Raw genomic sequence first — 16,943 nt, 5'->3', positions numbered from 1 at the left:
GAACCGCGCACCCCAGACCTGCCCCACCCAGACCGGAAAACAAGGAGAGGACACACCATGTCTCGTGACCAGTACACCTTCGTGAACCCCGCCGAGCTCTACGCCGACATCCAGCCCGAGAAGCAGCACATGCCCGAGCCGGGCCTCGACGCCGAACTCACGCCGAAGGCGGACCTCGGCGAGGACAGCTACCGCGGCTCCGGCCGCCTCGCCGGCCGCAAGGCCCTCATCACCGGCGGCGACTCGGGCATCGGCGCCGCCACCGCGATCGCGTTCGCGCGCGAGGGCGCTCACGTCGCGCTGTCGTACCTTCCCGAGGAGCAGGAGGACGCCGACCGGATCGCGGGCATCGCCAGGGAGGCGGGCGTGACCGTCGCCCAGATCCCCGGGGACCTGCGCGACGCCGAGTACTGCCGCACGCTCGTGGCGGAGGCGGTGGGCGCTCTCGGCGGACTCGACATCCTGGTGAACAACGGCGGCAAGCAGATCTACCAGGAGTCGCTGACCGACATCACCGACGAGCAGTTCGACGACACGTTCAAGACCAACGTGTACGCGATGTTCTGGATCACGAAGGCCGCGCTGCCGCACCTGGCCCCCGGGTCGACCATCATCAACACGACGTCGATCCAGGCGTACTCGCCGTCCGGCATCCTGGTCGACTACGCGTCGACGAAGGCGACGATCAATGCCTTCACGAAGGGACTCGCCGACCAGCTCGCTCCGAAGGGGATCCGCGTGAACGCGGTCGCTCCGGGACCGATCTGGACCCCGCTGCAGCCGAGCGACGGACAGCCGCAGGAGAAGATCGACCAGTTCGGCGAGGAGACGCCGCTGGGCCGCATGGGACAGCCCGCCGAGCTCGCCCCCGCCTACGTGTTCCTGGCATCCGCGGAGTCGAGCTACGTCGCGGGCGAGACGCTCAACGTCAACGGCGGCATGCCGACCCCCTGAGTCGTCGCGTCGTCTCGACGCCCCGGCTGAGTTGCGACGCCCCTGCTCGTTCACGTGAACGAGCAGGGGCGTCGTCGTCCAGCGGGGGCGTCGGCATCAATGTCGCGGAGGCATGTCGGTGGGACGCGGCAGGATGGGGGCATGGCCGCCGACGGATACGACCTCGACTTCCTGCCCACCCGCGTGCCGCTTCCCCTGCCGTCGCAGGCGGTGCGGGAGCTGACCTATCCGCGCTTCACGGTGCTGCTCGATCCGGCACGTCGGCTCGCGGCCGTGACAGGCGTCAACATCGACGGCGGGATGCTGCGCGAGGTGCCCCGCACGGGCGACTGGCGGCTCGACCCCCGCGTCGACGAGGACCAGCAGGCCGGCGCCGCCGTGTACGCCCGCAACGACCTCGACCGGGGGCACCTCGTGCGGCGCCGCGACCCCGGATGGGGCGATGCGGCTGAGGCCCGCGCCGCCACGGAGGCGACGTTCTTCTACCCCAACGCCGCGCCCCAGGCAGCCGGCTTCAACCAGTCGAAGGAGCTGTGGCTCGGACTCGAGGACCACGTGATCGCGTACGCCGAGTCGACGGATCAGCGGGTCTCGGTCTTCACTGCGCCCGTCCTCGACGACGAGGATCCGCCGTATCGCGGCATCCGCGTCCCGCTCCGGTTCTGGAAGGTCGCGGCCTGGGAGGGCCCGGACGGCCTGGCCTCCGCCGCCTTCCTGCTCGACCAGTCGGACCTGGTCGACCTCGCCGACGGTCTGCGCGCCGCACCGCCGCTGGGCGGATTCCGCACCTTCCAGGTCCCGGTGACCGAGGTGGGAGAGCTCGCCCGCATCGACCTCGGTGTGCTCGAAGGCGCCGACGTGCTCCCCCGGCGCACCACGGTCCGGCCCGTGGGACGGGTGCCGCTCACGACCACCGGCGACATCGTGCTCTGAAACCGGCCGAGCGGGATCACTCCGCCGGCAGGGTCGGCACGGCGATCCGTCGCGGCACGCGCACCTCCAGGCTCCAGCGTCCGCCCCGGTCGCCGACCTCGAGCTCACCGCCGAGGCTCCGCACCCGCTCCGCCATGCGCACCATGCCGTAGCCGCCGGGAGGGAGCCGATGGCGGTCGCCCTCGCCGAGGTCGTTGACCATCCGCACACCCACGAAGTCCCGCTCGCTCGTGAAGCTGAGCTCTGCACGGCCGGGGCTCGCATGCTTCAGCGCGTTGGTCCCGGCCTCCCGGACGATGCGCGCGAGCGCCGTCGTGACCGGACGCGGAAGCTCCTCGGCCGTCAGGTCGGCGCCCCGCAGCGCGACCACCCATCCCGCTGCGGTCAGCTCGTCCACCGCTTCGGAGACCGCGGAACCCAGATCGCCGATCACGACGTTCTCGTCCCCGGGGAGCACGTCCATCTGCCCCAGCATCCATCGCAGATCGGCGAGCGCCTTGCGCGCGGCGGCCGAGATCGCCTCCTGCGACTGCCGCTGCGCGTCGGCCTCGGGAGAGCGCTCGAGCACGCTCGCGTGCATCGCGATGATCGTGAGGTCATGCGCGAGGATGTCGTGCAGCTCGTCGGCGATCCGCTGCCGTTCCGCGTGCGCCGCCGCCTCCTCCTGCTCCGCACGCTCGGCGAGCTCCCGGGCCGTGCGCTTCTCGGACGTGATCGCCCAGCGCTGCAGAGCGCCCACGCCGATCGCGACGCCCGCGATGATCACGATCACGATCGTGCCGCCGAGCCCCAGGTCGCGCTGCGTGGACGCGGCCACCAGCAGCAGGACCATGTAGACCGCGGCGTAGCCGGCGACGATCGCCCGCGTGCAGCTGCGCGCGACGAGCCCCGCGGCCAGCGCACCCGCGAGCAGGGCCTGCGGAACGACGTCCAGCGGGAACGACAGCCCCACGGCGATGGGCAGCACGATCGCGCCGACCCGAGGAGTCCACAGGAACAGCGCGAACGCCGCGATGAGCACCATCTCGAAGGCGTCGCTGCCGAGGTTCGGCGCGGCCGACGGCAGGAGCACGTCGACGATCAGGCCGATCACGATCAGGGCGCCGAGCACCCCGCGCTCGACCCTCGACAGCGGCGAGGAGCCGACGAACAGGTCACCGACGCGGGGTGCGGTCAGCCGCCGTCCCGGGGTGCTCATGTGCCGTACGTCTCCTGACGCTCTCGCCGAGCGTCCAGGTTACCCCTGACAGATGCGGAGCAGCTTGCATAGCTCGGTGAACGGTCCCGCCAGCAGTCCGAGTCGAATTCCCATGTCCCCCATCCCTCCTGCGTCCGACTTTCGGGCGCAGGAAAGATTGTCCGTGCAGGTCGTCGCGCGCGGACACCGCCGAATGTCCGGAATCGGACCGGCCGTTCGTCCGGTCGGCCTGCGTGATTCCGCACGATGCGTAGGCTGGTGATATGGAGACGGTTCGCGTGCTGATCGCCGACGACGAGACCCTCGTGCGCCGCGCGCTCTCCGTGTTCATCGAGGGCGAGGCGGGGATGACCGTCGTCGCCGTCGCGGCGGACGGCGCAGAGGCGGTCGCGATGGCCGCGGAGATCCACCCCGACGTCGTGCTGATGGACCTGCAGATGCCCCGCATGGGCGGCATCGAGGCGATCCGCCGCATCACCGCCGATCTGCCCGGCGCCCGCGTGATCGCCCTCACCACCTTCGGCACCATGGAGCCCGTGCTCGCCGCGCTGAACGCGGGTGCATCCGGATACCTCCTCAAGGACACCGATCCCGAGGACATCATCTCCGCGATCCGCGAGATCCACGCGGGCGGCGGCGTGCTGTCGCCGCGCGTCACGGAACGTCTGCTCTCCTCGATCCGCGAGGGCGTGGGCGCGGGGTCGGCGGCGATCACGCTCCCCGAGCTGAGCGACCGCGAGAGCGAGGTGCTGACGGAGCTCGCCCACGGCAGGTCGAACATCGAGATCGCCGCGGCCCTGCACCTCTCCCCCGGCACGATCAAGGGCTATCTCAGCTCCATCATGGCGAAGTGGGATGCTCGGGACCGCGTGCAGGTGCTGGTCCTGGCCGCGCGGGCCGGGCTGATCAGCTTCGCCCTCTGAACACGCTCAGAGGAGCGGCCGGTTGCGGAATCCCGCCCAGGCCCACGCGGTCAGCACGACCGTGAGTCCGAGGAGCGCGATCGACGCCGTCACCGGCGTCGCGCTGAGCAGATCCGGCTCGTTGGCCGCCGACCCTGCCGAGAGCGAGTGCACCATGGCGTTGGCGGCCGCGACCGGGAGGTACTCGGCGACCTCCGCCAGACGCCCCGTCGCGAGGACCGCGAACCTCGCCGCGGGCTCGACGATCAGGATCCAGCCGAAGGCGATCGCCGCCGCCGCTCCGGCCGACCTCGTCAGGATCGCCAGCGCGGCTCCGATGATCGCGAAGCACGTCTGCGCGATCACGAACATGCCCGCGACCCGCCACAGGACCTGACCGTCGACCTCGACGCCGGCCGGCAGCACGAGAGACGCCGCCCCCAGCGACAGCAGCGCGGTCGCCGCAGCCGTGCCCGCCGCGACGACCCCGATCACCGCGAGCCGAGCGCCGAACAGACGACCGCGACGCGGGAAGAGCACCATCGTCGTGCCCGATACCCCTCGCCGCAGGTCGCGGGAGGCGAGGAGGATGCCGAGCAGCACCGACACCGAGACCGCGAAGGGCCCGCGTGTCATGGCCACCGTCACGGACGAGGTCACGGACTGCAGGAACGCCTCCGGGGAGGTCGAGTCCCGTGTCATGGCGACGACCGCGGCGGCCATCCCCGCGCCGGTGATCAGCGCGATGCCGACGAGCACCCACAGGATGCGCATGGCGCTCACGCGCAGCGCCTCGAATCGGACCTCGGTCATGGCCTGCCTCCGTTCGCCGGCGCGGTGAGGTCGAGGTAGACCTCCTCGAGCGTGGGGGTCATCTCCTCGAGCCGCGTCACCACGAGCCGGCGCCGGCACGCCGCCTCGCCGATCACGCGCCTGCCGACGCCGCGCACGACGAGCTCGGTCGCCGTGCGTATCGTCACCTCGACGGCGCCCGCGCGCCGCAGCTCCTCCGCGAGCGTCACGGGCTCGTCGCATTCCACGAGCACATGGCTCATGACGGACGTCGCGAGGAACTCCTCGATCGGGGCGTCGGCGACGAGTCGTCCGGCATCCAGCACGACGACCCTGTCGACGAGGCGCTGCAGGTGCGCGAGGTGGTGCGAGGTGATGAGGACGGACCCGCCGCCGTCCGCGAACCGGCGGATGCGGTCGAGCATGACGGGCACCGCGTGCGCGTCGACGCCGTTGAGGGGCTCGTCGAGCACGAGGGTGCGCGGGTCGCCGAGCAGCGCGCCCGCGAACGCCACGCGCTGCGTCTGGCCGAGCGACAGCGCGCCGATCCTCCGCGCAGCGATGTCGCCGAGTCCGTGCTCTGCGATCGTCTCGTCGACCGCGGAGCGCGGTGCGCGGCGCGCCACCCGGATGAGCTGCAGGTACCGGCGCACGGTCCACGCGCGATCCAGCCCGCCGTCGTCGACGATGCTGCCGAGAGTCTCCCCCAACGGCTGCCGGGGCGCGGGGCGATCGTCGACCAGCACGTCGCCGCCCCCGCGGATCAGACCGAGCAGCAGTCGCAGGGTGGTCGACTTGCCCGACCCGTTGGGTCCGAGCAGGCACACGATCTCGCCGGAGCGCACGGCGAAGGACACGTCGGCGACACCGCCCCCACCGGGGAAGCGGTAGTCGGCGCCACGGAGCTCGATGCTCATCGGACCCTCTCCACGCCCGCGTCGAGCGACAGCGTCTCGTCGATCCGCAGGCCCGGAGGCACGGCGTGCGAGACGACGACCAGCAGGACGTCCTCGGCCCAGCCGTTCATCTCCCCCACCATCCGCTCCGCCGACTCCGCGTCCACACCGTTGAAGGGCTCGTCGAGGAGCCCGACCGAGAAGCGTCCGGTCGTGCACATCAGGTACCACAGTCGACGTGCCGTGCCGGTCGAGAGGGCCGAGGTGCGGGTGCCGAACCAGCGGTCGATCCCGTAGGCGCGTGCTCGCTCCAGGGGTTCGTCGCGGGTGACGCCGGCGAGGTCGGCGGCGAGCGCGAGATGGTCGAGCACGCTGAGGTGCGGATGCAGCGCCGGGGCCGCGCGGCAGACGCGTCGGTGCGCGCGCACCGCCGGGTGGTGGGCCTCCTGCCCGTCGACCCGGATGCTGCCGGCGAACGGCCGCAGATAGCCGGATGCGGCTTCGATCAGCGTCGACTTGCCCGATCCGTTCGGGGCGTCGAGCCGGACGATGCCTGGTCCGGCGAGCGAGAACGTGAGATCGCTGACCACGGGGCGGTCGGGCGCGTACCCGACCGTCAGACCAGCGGCCTCGAGGGAAGGGCGAGAACGCGACGTCTCGTCACCCATGCGGCACCTCCCAGGGAGAGAACGGATGAGGCGACGCCGAGTGCGGCGACACCGGCGGCGGATGCCGCGAGGACGACGACCGCGAGCGCCGCGGACGTGATGACGCAGAAGACCCCGGCCGAGAGCGACGAGGGACTCGAGCCGTCGGGGCGCGGGGGCTCCGCGGGGACGATCGCGGCAGCGACCCAGGCGGCGGCGAGCGCCGAGAGCATCACGCCCACCGGCACGGCCGGGCTTCCGCCGAACGCGGCCGAGGCGATCGCGAGCGGCGCCGTGAGTCCCAGGCCGATGACGACGGCGACGAGCACGGGGGCAGTGGCCAGCGTCCAGGAGGATGCTCCGGCCTCCCAGCTCGCCCGCCAGCGGGGTGCGAGTGCCGCGGGGCCGATCCACCGGCTCAGCATCTCGGCGACCGTGAGGCCGAGCACGAAAGAGAGGACGCCCGACAACCGATCGATCGCCACCTCCGGCAGCTGCCATCCCGCCGCGGCGATCGTGGTCAGCTGAACCCCGGCCGCGGCGGTGCCGCCCGCCCAGACGACGAACGCGAGACGGGAGAGGGCCGTCGCCCGCGGGAGCGGGGAGAGGTCGCTCAGCACGACCCCGATCCACACCCCCGATGCCGACCCCCGCAGGAGGCGCGACCGCGTCACGCGCGCCTCCTCCGACCGCACCGCGACGAAGTCGGAGCGGCCGACCGCGCGGAGCGCAGCGGCGGCGAGGACGGCCGAGACCACGGCGCACGCCACGACGACCGACGCCACAGCGGTCCAGGATGCCGGCGCGACGGCATCCGCGCGGGCGACAGCCGTCACGACCGTGAGCCGCACCGCCCCCACGATCACGAGCCCCGCGACGACACCGGCGGGGACCGCGAGGAGCGTCCGCGTCCGTGCGTGCGGATTCACCCAGGCGGCGGTGGAGGCCGTGATCGCGAGCACCCCTCCGAGCACCGCCGCCGGCATCGCCGCGAGTGCGATGACCTCGGCGGTCGACGCCCCGGCCACGATCACCCGCGCCGCGACCCCGCTCGCGATGCCGCACACGAGTGCCCCCGTCGTCAGGAGGCGATCACGGCACTCCGCGAGGACGACGGCCCGGCGCGGGATGTCCATCGCGACGAAGAACCCGGCCAGCGGATGGTCCACGAGCTGCAGGCGGCGGGTCGTGAGGGACTCGCGCACCGCATGGAGGATGACGACGTAGGCGCCGATCGCGAGCGCGCCGATCACGACGACGCTCGACCCGGTGGCAGGAAGCGCAGCGCTCACGGCATCCACGGCGATCGCCGACGCCACTCCTGAGCCGCACAGGAACAGCACGGCGCCGAGCGCCTTCGCGACGCGGAACCCCGGGAGCGTGAGCCGCCATCCGAGGCCGTCCAGTGTCGTGGCGTCCTGGATGCTCCGAGCCACCCCTGCGGCGGTCGTGCTCACAGGCGGTCCTTCGTCACCGCCGCACCCGCCTCGGTGCGGAGCATCAGGGCCATGGTCGCGAACGCGATCGCGACGATCACCGCGGGCAGGTAGATCAGGAACCCGGGCTCGAGCGCCGCGGCACCCCAGCTCACCGCCACGGCGATCGCCGCCAGGAGGAAGGCGATCATGTCGAAGCCGAACCGCGGAGCGGACTGCGCGGCGACGACCGCGAGAAGCGCTGCGGCGAGCACCGCGGTCGCGATCACCACGATCGCCCCCGTGTCGAGCGCGCCGGACGCATCGAGGTCGCGCAGGACGGTGAGGATCGCGTAGACCGCGAGCACCGCGATCAGGAGGGACGCGACGATGCGTCGCGACGAAGCGTAGAGGGTCTGCATGGGGGCTCCTGTGGTCGGGCGAGAGGGGCGGGGTGAGCGGGACGGGTCAGAGGAGGAACGAGATGGCTGCGACGACGACGAGCACCGCCACCAGGAGGATGCGACCGCGCGGTCCGCGGTCGCGGAGTGCGGGGCGCGTGCACGCCCACACCGACACGACCGCGACCAGCACGAGGAGCCATACGCCGAGGAACGGCGAGTCCTTGGGCGCGGTGAGCCCGAAGGCGAGGGCCGTGAGCTGCACCGGGAGCGTCGCGGCGATCCCCACCACCACGGCGGGGCCGAGCGCGGGGCGCCGCCCCTTGCGGTCGGCGCGGCGGCCGGTCGGGACCATGACGCCGGCGAGGAGCTTCTCGTCGACCGTCGCGCACAGGAACAGGTAGATGATCTGGAACACCGCCGAGATCACCACGGCGAGCATCACCCCCATGCGCACCGCGAGCTCGGCGAGCGCGGGGTCGTCGAGACCGGCGGCGAGGTCGCGCACCTGGTCGTCGGCCGTGATGCGTTCGAGCAGCTGGCCGCTGAGACGGACGATCATCACGACGACGGTCGCGAGCACCGCCGCCCAGAGGATGAGCCGATCGGTCCTGCGGGGGGCCGCGGCGACGGCATCCGTCCGTGGAGCCGTGGAGAGCGGTGCACTCATGTCACATCCTTCGTGAGCTGATGATGGCGGTCTCGACGCCCGCCCCGACGACGATGAGGACGAGGGCGATCGCGAGGAGGAGAAGGGATCCGGGGAGGGGTGCGAGGTAGCGGGCGAGCGGTCGCAGCTCACCGAGGCGCCGCGACGGGAAGAGCAGAGCGGATGCGGGGACCAGCCCCGCCGCCGCCGCGAGGAGCAGCGCGGGGAGCTCGATGATCGCGTACCCGATCACGGAGGCGAGGGCGGCGGCAAGTCCGATCTCCGTCGCCGCTGCCGCCGTACTGGCCCCCACGAGGAACCCGAGGAAGGCGATCCCGATGAGCGAGCCGAGACCCGCCGTCAGGACCCCCGCGAACAGGCCCAGCGCCACGGCGGCGTTGCGCAGCAGGATCGCGAGGAACAGCGGCGTGTCCGGATCACCGAGCGGAGCCGCGAGCGACCCGCCGCCGCCGGCGACCCGCCCCGACAGCGTCGAGTACGAGATCAGCACGGCGGCGACGAAGAGGACGAGGACGACCGCGAAGGCGATGCCGAGGCTGCGCACATCGAGCCGTCCCCGTCCGCTCATGACGGAGTCGTCAGGCAATCGCAGCCTTCTCGCCCCACTTGGTGATCGCCCAGCGCGCCGTCGCGACGACCGCGCCCGCGATGCCGCCCGACACGAGCGCCAGGGCGATCGCGAGCACGGCGCCGCCGACCGAGATCGCGTTCACGATCTGGGTGGCCACGGCGGACGAGAGCCCGAACATGCCGGCGATGTACGCGGCGCTGAGCCCCGCGAGGACGATTCCCGCTGCCGCGACGATCGCGGTGACGGCGACGGTGCCGCGCGACGTCCGCGACTCTGCAAGTGAACTCTGCATGATCTCTTCTTCCTGTTGGGCCCGAGGGCTGTCGCTCGAGCCCATGTGCTCGAACGACAGCAGGTTCCCATCGGCGGAGATCGGGTCGGTAGGCCGATTGTCCGGTCCCGGGCGGCAAGACGTCCGGACGGCGCCGGTCCTGACGTCGGAGGACCCGGGACTTGCGCCGCGCTCCGCGTGGTGTCACGCTTGCGAAGCGGTCATTCGCGCTGCGATGCGGATGCCTGTGGCGTCGTCCCTATGACGACGCCAGGCGGGGCGCCCTTTCCGCCGCCTCCCCCGTGGTGGGGGCGTCCCGCCTGCCGCACGCTCTCGACAGCTCCGCCCCCGGGCGCAGGGCGCACCCGGGGGCGGAACCGTGTCGAGGTGATCGGCTACTGGAAGACGACCGCGTCGGAGACGTCGAAGCCGCGCTCCACGCTCAGCGTGTAGGCGGCCGTTCCGGCATCCGGTGCCGGGAACGACCACGTGCCGTCCGCGGCGATCGGGATCTCCGTGACGACGCCGGCCTGGTCGACGATGAGCGTCGCTCCCGGCTCGCCCGTTCCGGAGACCTGATCGGCCTCTGCAGCCTGCGCCGAGGTCGATGTCACGGCCGGGGCGGCCACGGCGAGCTGCAGCGTGTACCCGCCGGTGACGGCGAGACCCGCCTTCAGATCCGCGGCGAACGAGGTGCCGCCACCGCCGCCCGACAGGACGCCCAGGGCGGTCGTGCCGCGCATGAAGGGTCCGCCCGAGTCCCCGGGGAGCGAGACCGCGTCGGTGCGGAAGCCGTACACCCAGTGGCATCCGGTCGGCACCGGGGTGACCTTCTCGCACACCTTGGTCCAGGACTTGACCTCGAGCACCGTGCCGCTGTGCATGCCGGACGTGCGACCGGAGCGCACGATCGAGTCGCCCACGCGGGCCTCGCCGACCGCCGTGACCGGGATCGTCGACGCGGAGAGGTCGCCGCTGGCCTCGGTGGTCCAGTCGGTCACGGCGGGTCGCAGGCGGAGCGCCGAGTTGGTGACGGTGATCGCGGCCACGTCGACGCTGGTCACGTCGCCGTTCGCGCCGGCCGTGCCGCCGGGACCGCCCCACTGCGAGAAGGCGAACGTACCGACGTTGCGTCCCGCGGCATCAGACCAGAAGGCGGCGCCCGGACCGGAGTTCGGGTAGTACGCGGCGGCGTCGCGCTGCGGCTGGGTGCGGTCGACCCGCTGACCGGCCGTGCCGCAGTGCCCTGCGGTGATGATGGCCGGCTTTCCCGACGGCGACCAGGCGCTGAACCCGAAGGAGCAGACGCCCGCACCGTCGATCGCGTAGCCCGCGCCCCCGACGATGTCGTTCGCCGCGAGCGCCTGGATCGGCTGGTCGTCGATCACGACCAGGTTCTCGTACGAGTCGAGCTCGGCCTGCGCCGCAGCGTCGAGCTGCGCGAGGTCGGCGCGGACCACGACGTTGCCTGCTCCGTCCTGGGCGATGCTGTTGATCGCGTCATCCGTCGCGATCACCTCGTCGACGAACTCCTCGTAGCCGGAGTCGTCGAGCGGTGCGGACTGCGTGGACACCTCCTCTGCGAACGCCGGAGCGCCGACGAACGCCGTCGCCCCGAGCGCCAGCACGATCGCAGCGGATGCCACGCAGCCCCTCGATCGCGCCGTCCTGCTGTTCCCTCTCCACGAAAGATGCACACTTCCTCCTCAGATATGAGCTTTCGCCAGTCCGAGGTCGCGGCTCTGCGGCCTCGAACGATGCCTTGCATCGGGGCCACCGTAGGTTTTTGGACGGAGTCTGAAAAGGGTACGCGCGGAGAACGGGAGAAGTTCCGGACATACGTCCGGTGGTGGCAGCGGGGAGCGATTCCACCCTGGGTGGTTTTCCGAGGGAGTGGGTCAATGGGTGCGGCGGTGAGCACCCAGTAGCTCCGACTCAGTTGAAGTCGCCGCCCGGGGCCATGTCGGCGAAGCGCGAGTAGTGACCCTGGAACGCCACCGTGATGGTCGCGGTCGGTCCGTTGCGGTGCTTGGCGACGATGAGGTCGGCCTCGCCCGGGCGCACGTCCTTGTCGTAGACGGAGTCTCGGTGCAGCAGGATCACCATGTCGGCATCCTGCTCGATCGATCCGGACTCGCGCAGATCGCTGATGGCGGGCTTCTTGTCCTGGCGCTGCTCGGGACCACGGTTCAGTTGCGAGAGCGCGATGACCGGCACCTGGAGCTCCTTGGCGATCAGCTTGAGGCTTCGCGAGAATTCCGAGACCTCCTGCTGACGCGACTCGACGCGCTTGCCCGAGGTCATGAGCTGCAGGTAGTCGATGATGACCATCTTGAGGCCCGCGCGCTGCTTGAGCCGACGGCACTTGGCGCGGATCTCGACGAGCGTCATGTTGGGGCTGTCGTCGATGTAGAGCGGGGCGTCGTTGATGCGTCCGCGGGTGGAGGCGACGGTGGTCCAGTCGCGGGGGTCGAGCGTTCCCTTGCGCATGTTCTGCAGCGGGATGGCGCCCTCGGCGCTGAGGAGTCGCATCGCGATCTCGCTCTTGCCCATCTCGAGCGAGAAGAAGATCGACGGGTAGTCGTGGCCGATGGATGCCGCGCGCGCGAAGTCCAGCGCCAGCGTCGACTTACCCATGGCGGGTCGCGCCGCGACGACGATCATCTGGCCACCGTGCAGTCCGTTCGTCAGCTCGTCGAGTTCCCGGAACCCGGTCGGGATGCCCGTCATCGAGCCGTCGCGTCCGTTGGCGGCCTCGATCTCCTCGATCGCCGCATCGACGGCGGTGGTGAGCGGAACGTAGTCCTCGGCCGTCTCCGATCCGGTGACCGAGTAGATCTCGGCCTGCGCGTTGTTGACGATGTCGGTCGCATCGCCCTGTCCGTCGTACCCGAGCTGGACGATGCGCGTCCCTGCGTCGACGAGACGGCGCAGGATCGCCCGCTCCGACACGATGCCCGCGTAGTAGCCGGCGTTCGCCGCGGTGGGGACGATCGAGGTGAGCGTGTGCAGGTAGTCGGCGCCGCCCGCGCGGCTGAGCTCGCCCGTCTTGATGAGCTCGTCGGTGACCGCGACGACGTCCGTCGGCTCGCCGTGCGAGTACAGCGAGAGGATCGCCTCGTAGATGAGCTCGTGCTTGGGGATGTAGAAGTCGGCGCCCTTGAGCGTCTCGATCACGTCGGCGACGGCGTCCTTCGACAGGAGCATGCCGCCCAGTGCGCTCTGCTCGGCGAGCAGGTCGTGCGGCGGGGTGCGTTCGGGCTTCCGCTGCCCTCCGAGGCGCTCCTCTGAGATGTCCGCGATCGACACGCTTCTCCCTTCGCTACGACGTTCCCCCGGTGCGGGACGCGACCTCGTCCCGCTGTGATTCCGGCCGGGAAGGACCGTCTGCGCAGCAAACCAGGAACTTCCGACATCGGGTCGCTGGACCACGCTACGAGCGCCGGTTTCCGGTCGCAACACAGCCTGTGGATAACCATGTGGAGAGCGTGCGGAGAAGTCCGGAGTGTCTGTGCAGAACGCATGTGGATAACCCCGTGGAGTATCGGCACGCAGAACTTTCTTTTTGGCTGAGACCTGGGGTTTTCGGTTTCCCCACCCTGTGGATGGGAAAGTGCTTCAACTGCACCTTGAAGGTTCGACACCGAGGGAAACAGATGTGCAGAACCTGGGGAAAGTCAAGTGGGGATTCCACCGGGCGCGTCCTGTGTCCAGTCGATGGATTTATTGCGCGAGATGTCCTCATTTCTGCGGCAAGTAGGGGTTTACATCGCGAGATGTCGGGAGTATCGTCGCCGACACATCGACGCAGGATGCATGCAACGAGAAGCTTTCGGGGAGGGAAGCCATCGTGAACGCTCGAGCAACCCGACGCGGCGTACCAGCCGTCGTCCTCTGGGGTGGCTTGGGAGCGCTCGCATGGGCCGCGATCACGGCACTCACGGGAGGCTCCTCGGCGCAGGCCGACGAGCAGTCCGATCCCTCCCTGTTGGGAGGCGTCAGCTCCCTCGTCAGCGAGACCGTCACGGCGGTCGGCGACACCGTCACCGCGGTGACCCAACCCGTCGTCACCGAGGTCGTCACTCCCGTCGTGACCGAAGTCGTCGCCCCGGTGGTCACCCAGGTGGTGGCTCCCGTGCAGCAGGCGGCCCCCGCTGTCGTCGAGACCGTCTCCGACACCGTCGCCGAGGTCCCCGTCGTGGGACCGGCGGCGGCCCCCGTCGTCGAGACCGTCGCGGACACCGCGCAGGGGGTCGTGGATCCGGTGACGGATCTCCTGCAGGGGGCTCCGGTCTCGCAGATCGTCACCCCCGTGCAGGATGCCGTCGCGGCCCTCCCCCTCGTGGGGACGCTGATCGACCGGCTCGGCGTGAACACCCTGCTGACGAGCGTCGTCGGCGTGCTCGACGACACGACCGCCCTCGTCGGCGGCGTCGTGGAAGGCACGGTCCCGCCGGTCCTCGAGGCGCTCGCGCCGTCCCGGCCTGGTGCCGTGGAGGACGATGTCGCCGCTATCGCCGCGCCGTCCTCCGTGGCGACGACTACGACTCCGCCCGCATCCGCTCAGGGGACGGCTCCGCCCACCGTGCGGACGGCCTCGCCTGCCGCATCCCCGGCTATGAGTGCGCCCTCGGCCGACGGGGGCACGACTCTCCCGGCCTCCGGCGGCTCGCCGGCCGCGCCGGTCTCCTCGGCCGGCTCCGGCGGAGCATCCGTTCTCTCCCACGCTCGCACGAGCGACGTGGGCTTCTCACCGCTCCGTGCCGTGGAGCGGACCCCCGGCGCATCCGACGACGTCCTGCCGACGTCGCTGGTCGCCGACACCGACGTCTCTCCTGACTGACGTCCGTCGCGCCGTTCTCCGGAACGGCAGATGCCGTGCTGCGCGCGCACACATATCCACTCGCACGCACCCATCCAGACGCACACCACTGAAAGTCAGGAGAAGGTCATCATGCGTACTGTCATCAAGCGGCTCCTCTGGGGCACGCTCATCGCCGGCGGGGTCACCCTGTTCGGCGCGACCGCCGCGAATGCGGCGGAGACCTCGGGAGACGACGGACTGCTCTCGGGGACCCAGGCGGAGGCTCCGATCTCCGTCCCCGTCACGATCGTGGACAACGCGATCTCACTGCTCGGAGACTCCTCCGCGCAGCCGGCACCGGCCCCTGCACCCGCACCGGCCCCGGCTCCGGCACCCGCCCCTGCTCCGGCACCTGCACCCGCACCCGCGACGAGCGGGGAGTCCGGTACCGCATCGGGCACGCAGGCGGTGGTCGACGTGACGCTCCCCGTGACGGTGAGCGGCAACGCGATCAGCCTGCTCGGCGACTCGTCGAGCGAGGCCGCGGCACCTGCCGCAGCGCCGGAACCCGCGGCGGCGGCACCGTCCGCGGCGATCACCACGAACGGCGTCGACGGACTGCTCTCGGGCACGCAGGCGCTGATCGACGTCGACGTCCCCATCACGGTCACCGGCAACTCGGTCTCGCTGCTCGGAGACAGCTCCGCTGAGGGACAGGATGCCGCGGCACCGGCATCCGCTCCCACCACGACGGAGTCGTCCGCACCGACCACCACGGGTGACGACGGCATCGCCTCCGGCACCCAGGTCACCGCGCCCGTCACCGCTCCGGTGAACGTCGGCGGCAACGCGATCTCGCTCCTCGGCGACAGCTGGAGCGGCGGCAGCAGCGCGCCGGCGACACCGACCGGATCGACCGCGACCGGCACGGACGCCACGACCGGCGGAGAGGACGGTGTCGCGAGCGGCACCCAGGTCACCGCACCGATCACCGCACCGGTGAACGTCGGCGGCAACGCGATCTCGCTCCTCGGCGACAGCGCGACCTCGGGCGGATCGGCTCCGGCCGCTCCGGCACCCGGTGCCGCGCCCATGACTGGTGGCACGACCACGGGTGACGACGGCATCGCCTCCGGCACCCAGGTCACCGCACCCGTCACCGCACCGGTGAACGTCAGCGGCAACGCGATCTCGCTCCTCGGCGACAGCGCGGTCGACGGCGGCACGGCTCCGGCCGCGCCCTCGGGTTCCTGGATGCCGACGACCGAGGCTTCCACCTCCGGCGATGACGGGGTCCTCGGCGGCACGCAGGTCACCGCACCGGTCACGGCTCCCGTGACCGCGACCGGCAACGCCGTGTCGCTGCTCGGCGACAGCTGGACCGACGGCGGAACGGCTCCGGCCGCACCGAGCGGATCGACCGCACCCGCCACGGGCGCCATGACCGATGGTGAGGACGGCGTCGCCAGCGGCACCCAGATCACCGCACCGGTCACCGCTCCGGTCACCGCCACCGGCAACGCGATCTCCCTCCTGGGCGACAGCGCGGTCGACGGCGGCGGCGCTGCGACCGGCCCCGGCACCGACGGTGTGACGACCGGCGGCACCACCTCGGGTGGCGACGGCGTCGCCAGCGGCACCCAGGTCACCGCTCCGGTCACCGCTCCCGTGACCGCCACCGGCAACGCCGTCTCCGTCCTCGGGGACAGCGCGGTCGTCGGCGGTTCGGGCGTCGGCACGCCGGCGACGGAGGCCCCGACCACCGGTGGCATCACCACCGGTGACGACGGCATCCTCGGCGGCAGCCAGATCACCGCACCGATCACCCTGCCGATCACTCTCGGCGGCAACGCCATCTCCGTGGTCGGCGACAGCACGGTCACCGATCCGGGAACCGACCCGGGCACCGACCCGGGAACGGACCCCGGAACGGACCCCGGCACCGACCCTGGCACCGACCCGGGAACGGACCCGGGCACCGATGACGGCACAACCGTCGGAGGCGCATCCATCGGCGGAGGGTTCGTGACCGCCGCGGGTTCGGCGCAGGGTCTCGCGATGACCGGTGACGCGTCGTCGACGGCGCTCACCGCCATGGCGCTGCTGCTCCTCCTCCTCGGAGGTGGGATGCTGCTCCGCCGCCGCGCGATCGCGTAACGCTGTAGGCCCCGGCGGCACAGGGCATCCTCGGGGGAGGAGATGCTGTGTCGCCGGTGCGCGGGCTCCAGCCCGCCGGTCCGACAGGGTCCCCAGCCCTCGCCGGCCGCTGCGGCGCCGCGCAGTCTGCGGATGCCCCGTGTCCCCAGCACGGGGCATCCGCCATGCCCTCCGGCATCCGTCCTTCTCCCCTCGCCCGCGTGCCGACGCCCCTGCTGGTTCCCGACGCCCCGGTTCACTCACGTGAATCAGACGGGGCGTCGGCAACCAGACGGGGCGTCGGCAAGACGGCAAGACGGGAACGGGAACGGGCGGGAATGCGGAACGCCCCC

At 71.5% G+C, this 16,943-nt stretch carries 16 protein-coding genes; 5 read left to right on the top strand and 11 right to left on the bottom strand.

Features of this window, described 5'->3' with window-relative positions:
• The first annotated feature begins 57 nt into the window (after positions 1–57).
• The gene (locus MRBLMX7_RS10465) at positions 58–954 is read left to right on the top strand and encodes an SDR family oxidoreductase (RefSeq protein ID WP_363368262.1); all 897 of its coding nucleotides are present in this window, start codon (positions 58–60) and stop codon (positions 952–954) included.
• A gap of 141 nt (positions 955–1,095) precedes the next feature.
• Positions 1,096–1,887, top strand: a complete 792-nt coding sequence (locus tag MRBLMX7_RS10460) for a DNA/RNA non-specific endonuclease (RefSeq protein WP_363368260.1) — start codon at positions 1,096–1,098, stop codon at positions 1,885–1,887.
• Positions 1,888–1,903: 16 nt separating this feature from the next.
• Here the strand turns inward: MRBLMX7_RS10460 and MRBLMX7_RS10455 are convergent, their stop codons facing one another.
• Entirely contained in the window at positions 1,904–3,085 is a 1,182-nt protein-coding gene (locus tag MRBLMX7_RS10455) for a sensor histidine kinase (protein ID WP_363368259.1), read from the bottom strand.
• Between the two features lie 263 nt (positions 3,086–3,348).
• On the opposite strand from MRBLMX7_RS10455, the gene MRBLMX7_RS10450 reads away from it, so the two are divergent.
• Positions 3,349–4,008, top strand: coding sequence for a response regulator transcription factor (locus MRBLMX7_RS10450; protein WP_363368257.1), 660 nt, complete (start codon positions 3,349–3,351; stop codon positions 4,006–4,008).
• A 6-nt stretch (positions 4,009–4,014) separates the two neighbouring features.
• Here MRBLMX7_RS10450 and MRBLMX7_RS10445 read toward each other — a convergent pair whose 3' ends face one another.
• The 10 genes from MRBLMX7_RS10445 to dnaB all read right to left on the bottom strand — a co-directional run bounded on the left by MRBLMX7_RS10445 (position 4,015) and on the right by dnaB (position 12,959).
• Positions 4,015–4,800, bottom strand: coding sequence for a hypothetical protein (locus tag MRBLMX7_RS10445; RefSeq protein WP_363368255.1), 786 nt, complete (start codon positions 4,798–4,800; stop codon positions 4,015–4,017).
• Positions 4,797–5,696, bottom strand: coding sequence for an ABC transporter ATP-binding protein (locus MRBLMX7_RS10440; protein ID WP_363368253.1), 900 nt, complete (start codon positions 5,694–5,696; stop codon positions 4,797–4,799). The genes MRBLMX7_RS10445 and MRBLMX7_RS10440 overlap by 4 nt, the downstream gene beginning before the upstream one ends.
• Positions 5,693–6,343 carry an ABC transporter ATP-binding protein gene (locus MRBLMX7_RS10435; RefSeq protein ID WP_363368251.1) on the bottom strand — a complete coding sequence of 217 codons (651 nt, stop codon included), beginning with the start codon at positions 6,341–6,343 and terminating at the stop codon, positions 5,693–5,695. The genes MRBLMX7_RS10440 and MRBLMX7_RS10435 overlap by 4 nt, the downstream gene beginning before the upstream one ends.
• On the bottom strand, positions 6,292–7,779 hold the full coding sequence (locus MRBLMX7_RS10430; RefSeq protein WP_363368249.1) for a hypothetical protein: 1,488 nt from the start codon (positions 7,777–7,779) through the stop codon (positions 6,292–6,294). Before MRBLMX7_RS10430 ends, MRBLMX7_RS10435 begins: the two co-directional genes overlap by 52 nt.
• Entirely contained in the window at positions 7,776–8,159 is a 384-nt protein-coding gene (locus MRBLMX7_RS10425; RefSeq protein ID WP_363368247.1) for a hypothetical protein, read from the bottom strand. Before MRBLMX7_RS10425 ends, MRBLMX7_RS10430 begins: the two co-directional genes overlap by 4 nt.
• Before the next feature lie 46 nt (positions 8,160–8,205).
• Positions 8,206–8,808 (bottom strand): hypothetical protein, encoded by a 603-nt coding sequence (locus tag MRBLMX7_RS10420; protein WP_363368244.1) that lies wholly within the window; start codon positions 8,806–8,808, stop codon positions 8,206–8,208.
• Between the two features lies 1 nt (position 8,809).
• Positions 8,810–9,376: a stage II sporulation protein M gene (locus MRBLMX7_RS10415; protein ID WP_363368242.1), complete on the bottom strand. Its 567-nt coding sequence runs from the start codon at positions 9,374–9,376 to the stop codon at positions 8,810–8,812.
• Positions 9,377–9,386: 10 nt separating this feature from the next.
• Positions 9,387–9,671 (bottom strand): uberolysin/carnocyclin family circular bacteriocin, encoded by a 285-nt coding sequence (locus tag MRBLMX7_RS10410; protein ID WP_363368240.1) that lies wholly within the window; start codon positions 9,669–9,671, stop codon positions 9,387–9,389.
• A gap of 374 nt (positions 9,672–10,045) precedes the next feature.
• A complete protein-coding gene (locus MRBLMX7_RS10405; protein ID WP_363368238.1) occupies positions 10,046–11,296 on the bottom strand; it encodes a S1 family peptidase in 1,251 nt (416 codons plus the stop codon).
• Positions 11,297–11,585: 289 nt separating this feature from the next.
• Positions 11,586–12,959: a replicative DNA helicase gene (dnaB, locus tag MRBLMX7_RS10400; protein ID WP_050723587.1), complete on the bottom strand. Its 1,374-nt coding sequence runs from the start codon at positions 12,957–12,959 to the stop codon at positions 11,586–11,588.
• A gap of 541 nt (positions 12,960–13,500) precedes the next feature.
• Between dnaB and MRBLMX7_RS10395 the strand changes: the two genes are divergently transcribed.
• Complete coding sequence (locus MRBLMX7_RS10395) at positions 13,501–14,493, top strand: hypothetical protein (RefSeq protein WP_363368235.1); 993 nt, start codon at positions 13,501–13,503, stop codon at positions 14,491–14,493.
• Positions 14,494–14,604: 111 nt separating this feature from the next.
• Positions 14,605–16,611, top strand: coding sequence for a beta strand repeat-containing protein (locus MRBLMX7_RS10390; protein ID WP_363368233.1), 2,007 nt, complete (start codon positions 14,605–14,607; stop codon positions 16,609–16,611).
• Positions 16,612–16,943: the final 332 nt, after the last annotated feature.

The sequence above is a fragment of the Microbacterium sp. LMX7-1.2 genome (genome assembly GCF_040675935.1).
GTDB lineage: Bacteria > Actinomycetota > Actinomycetes > Actinomycetales > Microbacteriaceae > Microbacterium.
This window is presented reverse-complemented; position numbering and strand designations above follow the sequence as displayed.

What these genes read in the sequence shown, in the direction of transcription:
- MRBLMX7_RS10390 (WP_363368233.1), top strand. Translation starts at nt 14,605, where the DNA reads ATGCGTACTGTCATCAAGCGGCTCCTCTGGGGCACGCTCATCGCCGGC.
- MRBLMX7_RS10445 (WP_363368255.1), bottom strand. Translation starts at nt 4,800, where the DNA reads ATGACCGAGGTCCGATTCGAGGCGCTGCGCGTGAGCGCCATGCGCATC.
- MRBLMX7_RS10440 (WP_363368253.1), bottom strand. Translation starts at nt 5,696, where the DNA reads ATGAGCATCGAGCTCCGTGGCGCCGACTACCGCTTCCCCGGTGGGGGC.
- MRBLMX7_RS10465 (WP_363368262.1), top strand. Translation starts at nt 58, where the DNA reads ATGTCTCGTGACCAGTACACCTTCGTGAACCCCGCCGAGCTCTACGCC.
- MRBLMX7_RS10455 (WP_363368259.1), bottom strand. Translation starts at nt 3,085, where the DNA reads ATGAGCACCCCGGGACGGCGGCTGACCGCACCCCGCGTCGGTGACCTG.
- MRBLMX7_RS10435 (WP_363368251.1), bottom strand. Translation starts at nt 6,343, where the DNA reads ATGGGTGACGAGACGTCGCGTTCTCGCCCTTCCCTCGAGGCCGCTGGT.
- MRBLMX7_RS10460 (WP_363368260.1), top strand. Translation starts at nt 1,096, where the DNA reads ATGGCCGCCGACGGATACGACCTCGACTTCCTGCCCACCCGCGTGCCG.
- MRBLMX7_RS10415 (WP_363368242.1), bottom strand. Translation starts at nt 9,376, where the DNA reads ATGAGCGGACGGGGACGGCTCGATGTGCGCAGCCTCGGCATCGCCTTC.
- MRBLMX7_RS10420 (WP_363368244.1), bottom strand. Translation starts at nt 8,808, where the DNA reads ATGAGTGCACCGCTCTCCACGGCTCCACGGACGGATGCCGTCGCCGCG.
- MRBLMX7_RS10450 (WP_363368257.1), top strand. Translation starts at nt 3,349, where the DNA reads ATGGAGACGGTTCGCGTGCTGATCGCCGACGACGAGACCCTCGTGCGC.
- MRBLMX7_RS10410 (WP_363368240.1), bottom strand. Translation starts at nt 9,671, where the DNA reads ATGCAGAGTTCACTTGCAGAGTCGCGGACGTCGCGCGGCACCGTCGCC.
- MRBLMX7_RS10425 (WP_363368247.1), bottom strand. Translation starts at nt 8,159, where the DNA reads ATGCAGACCCTCTACGCTTCGTCGCGACGCATCGTCGCGTCCCTCCTG.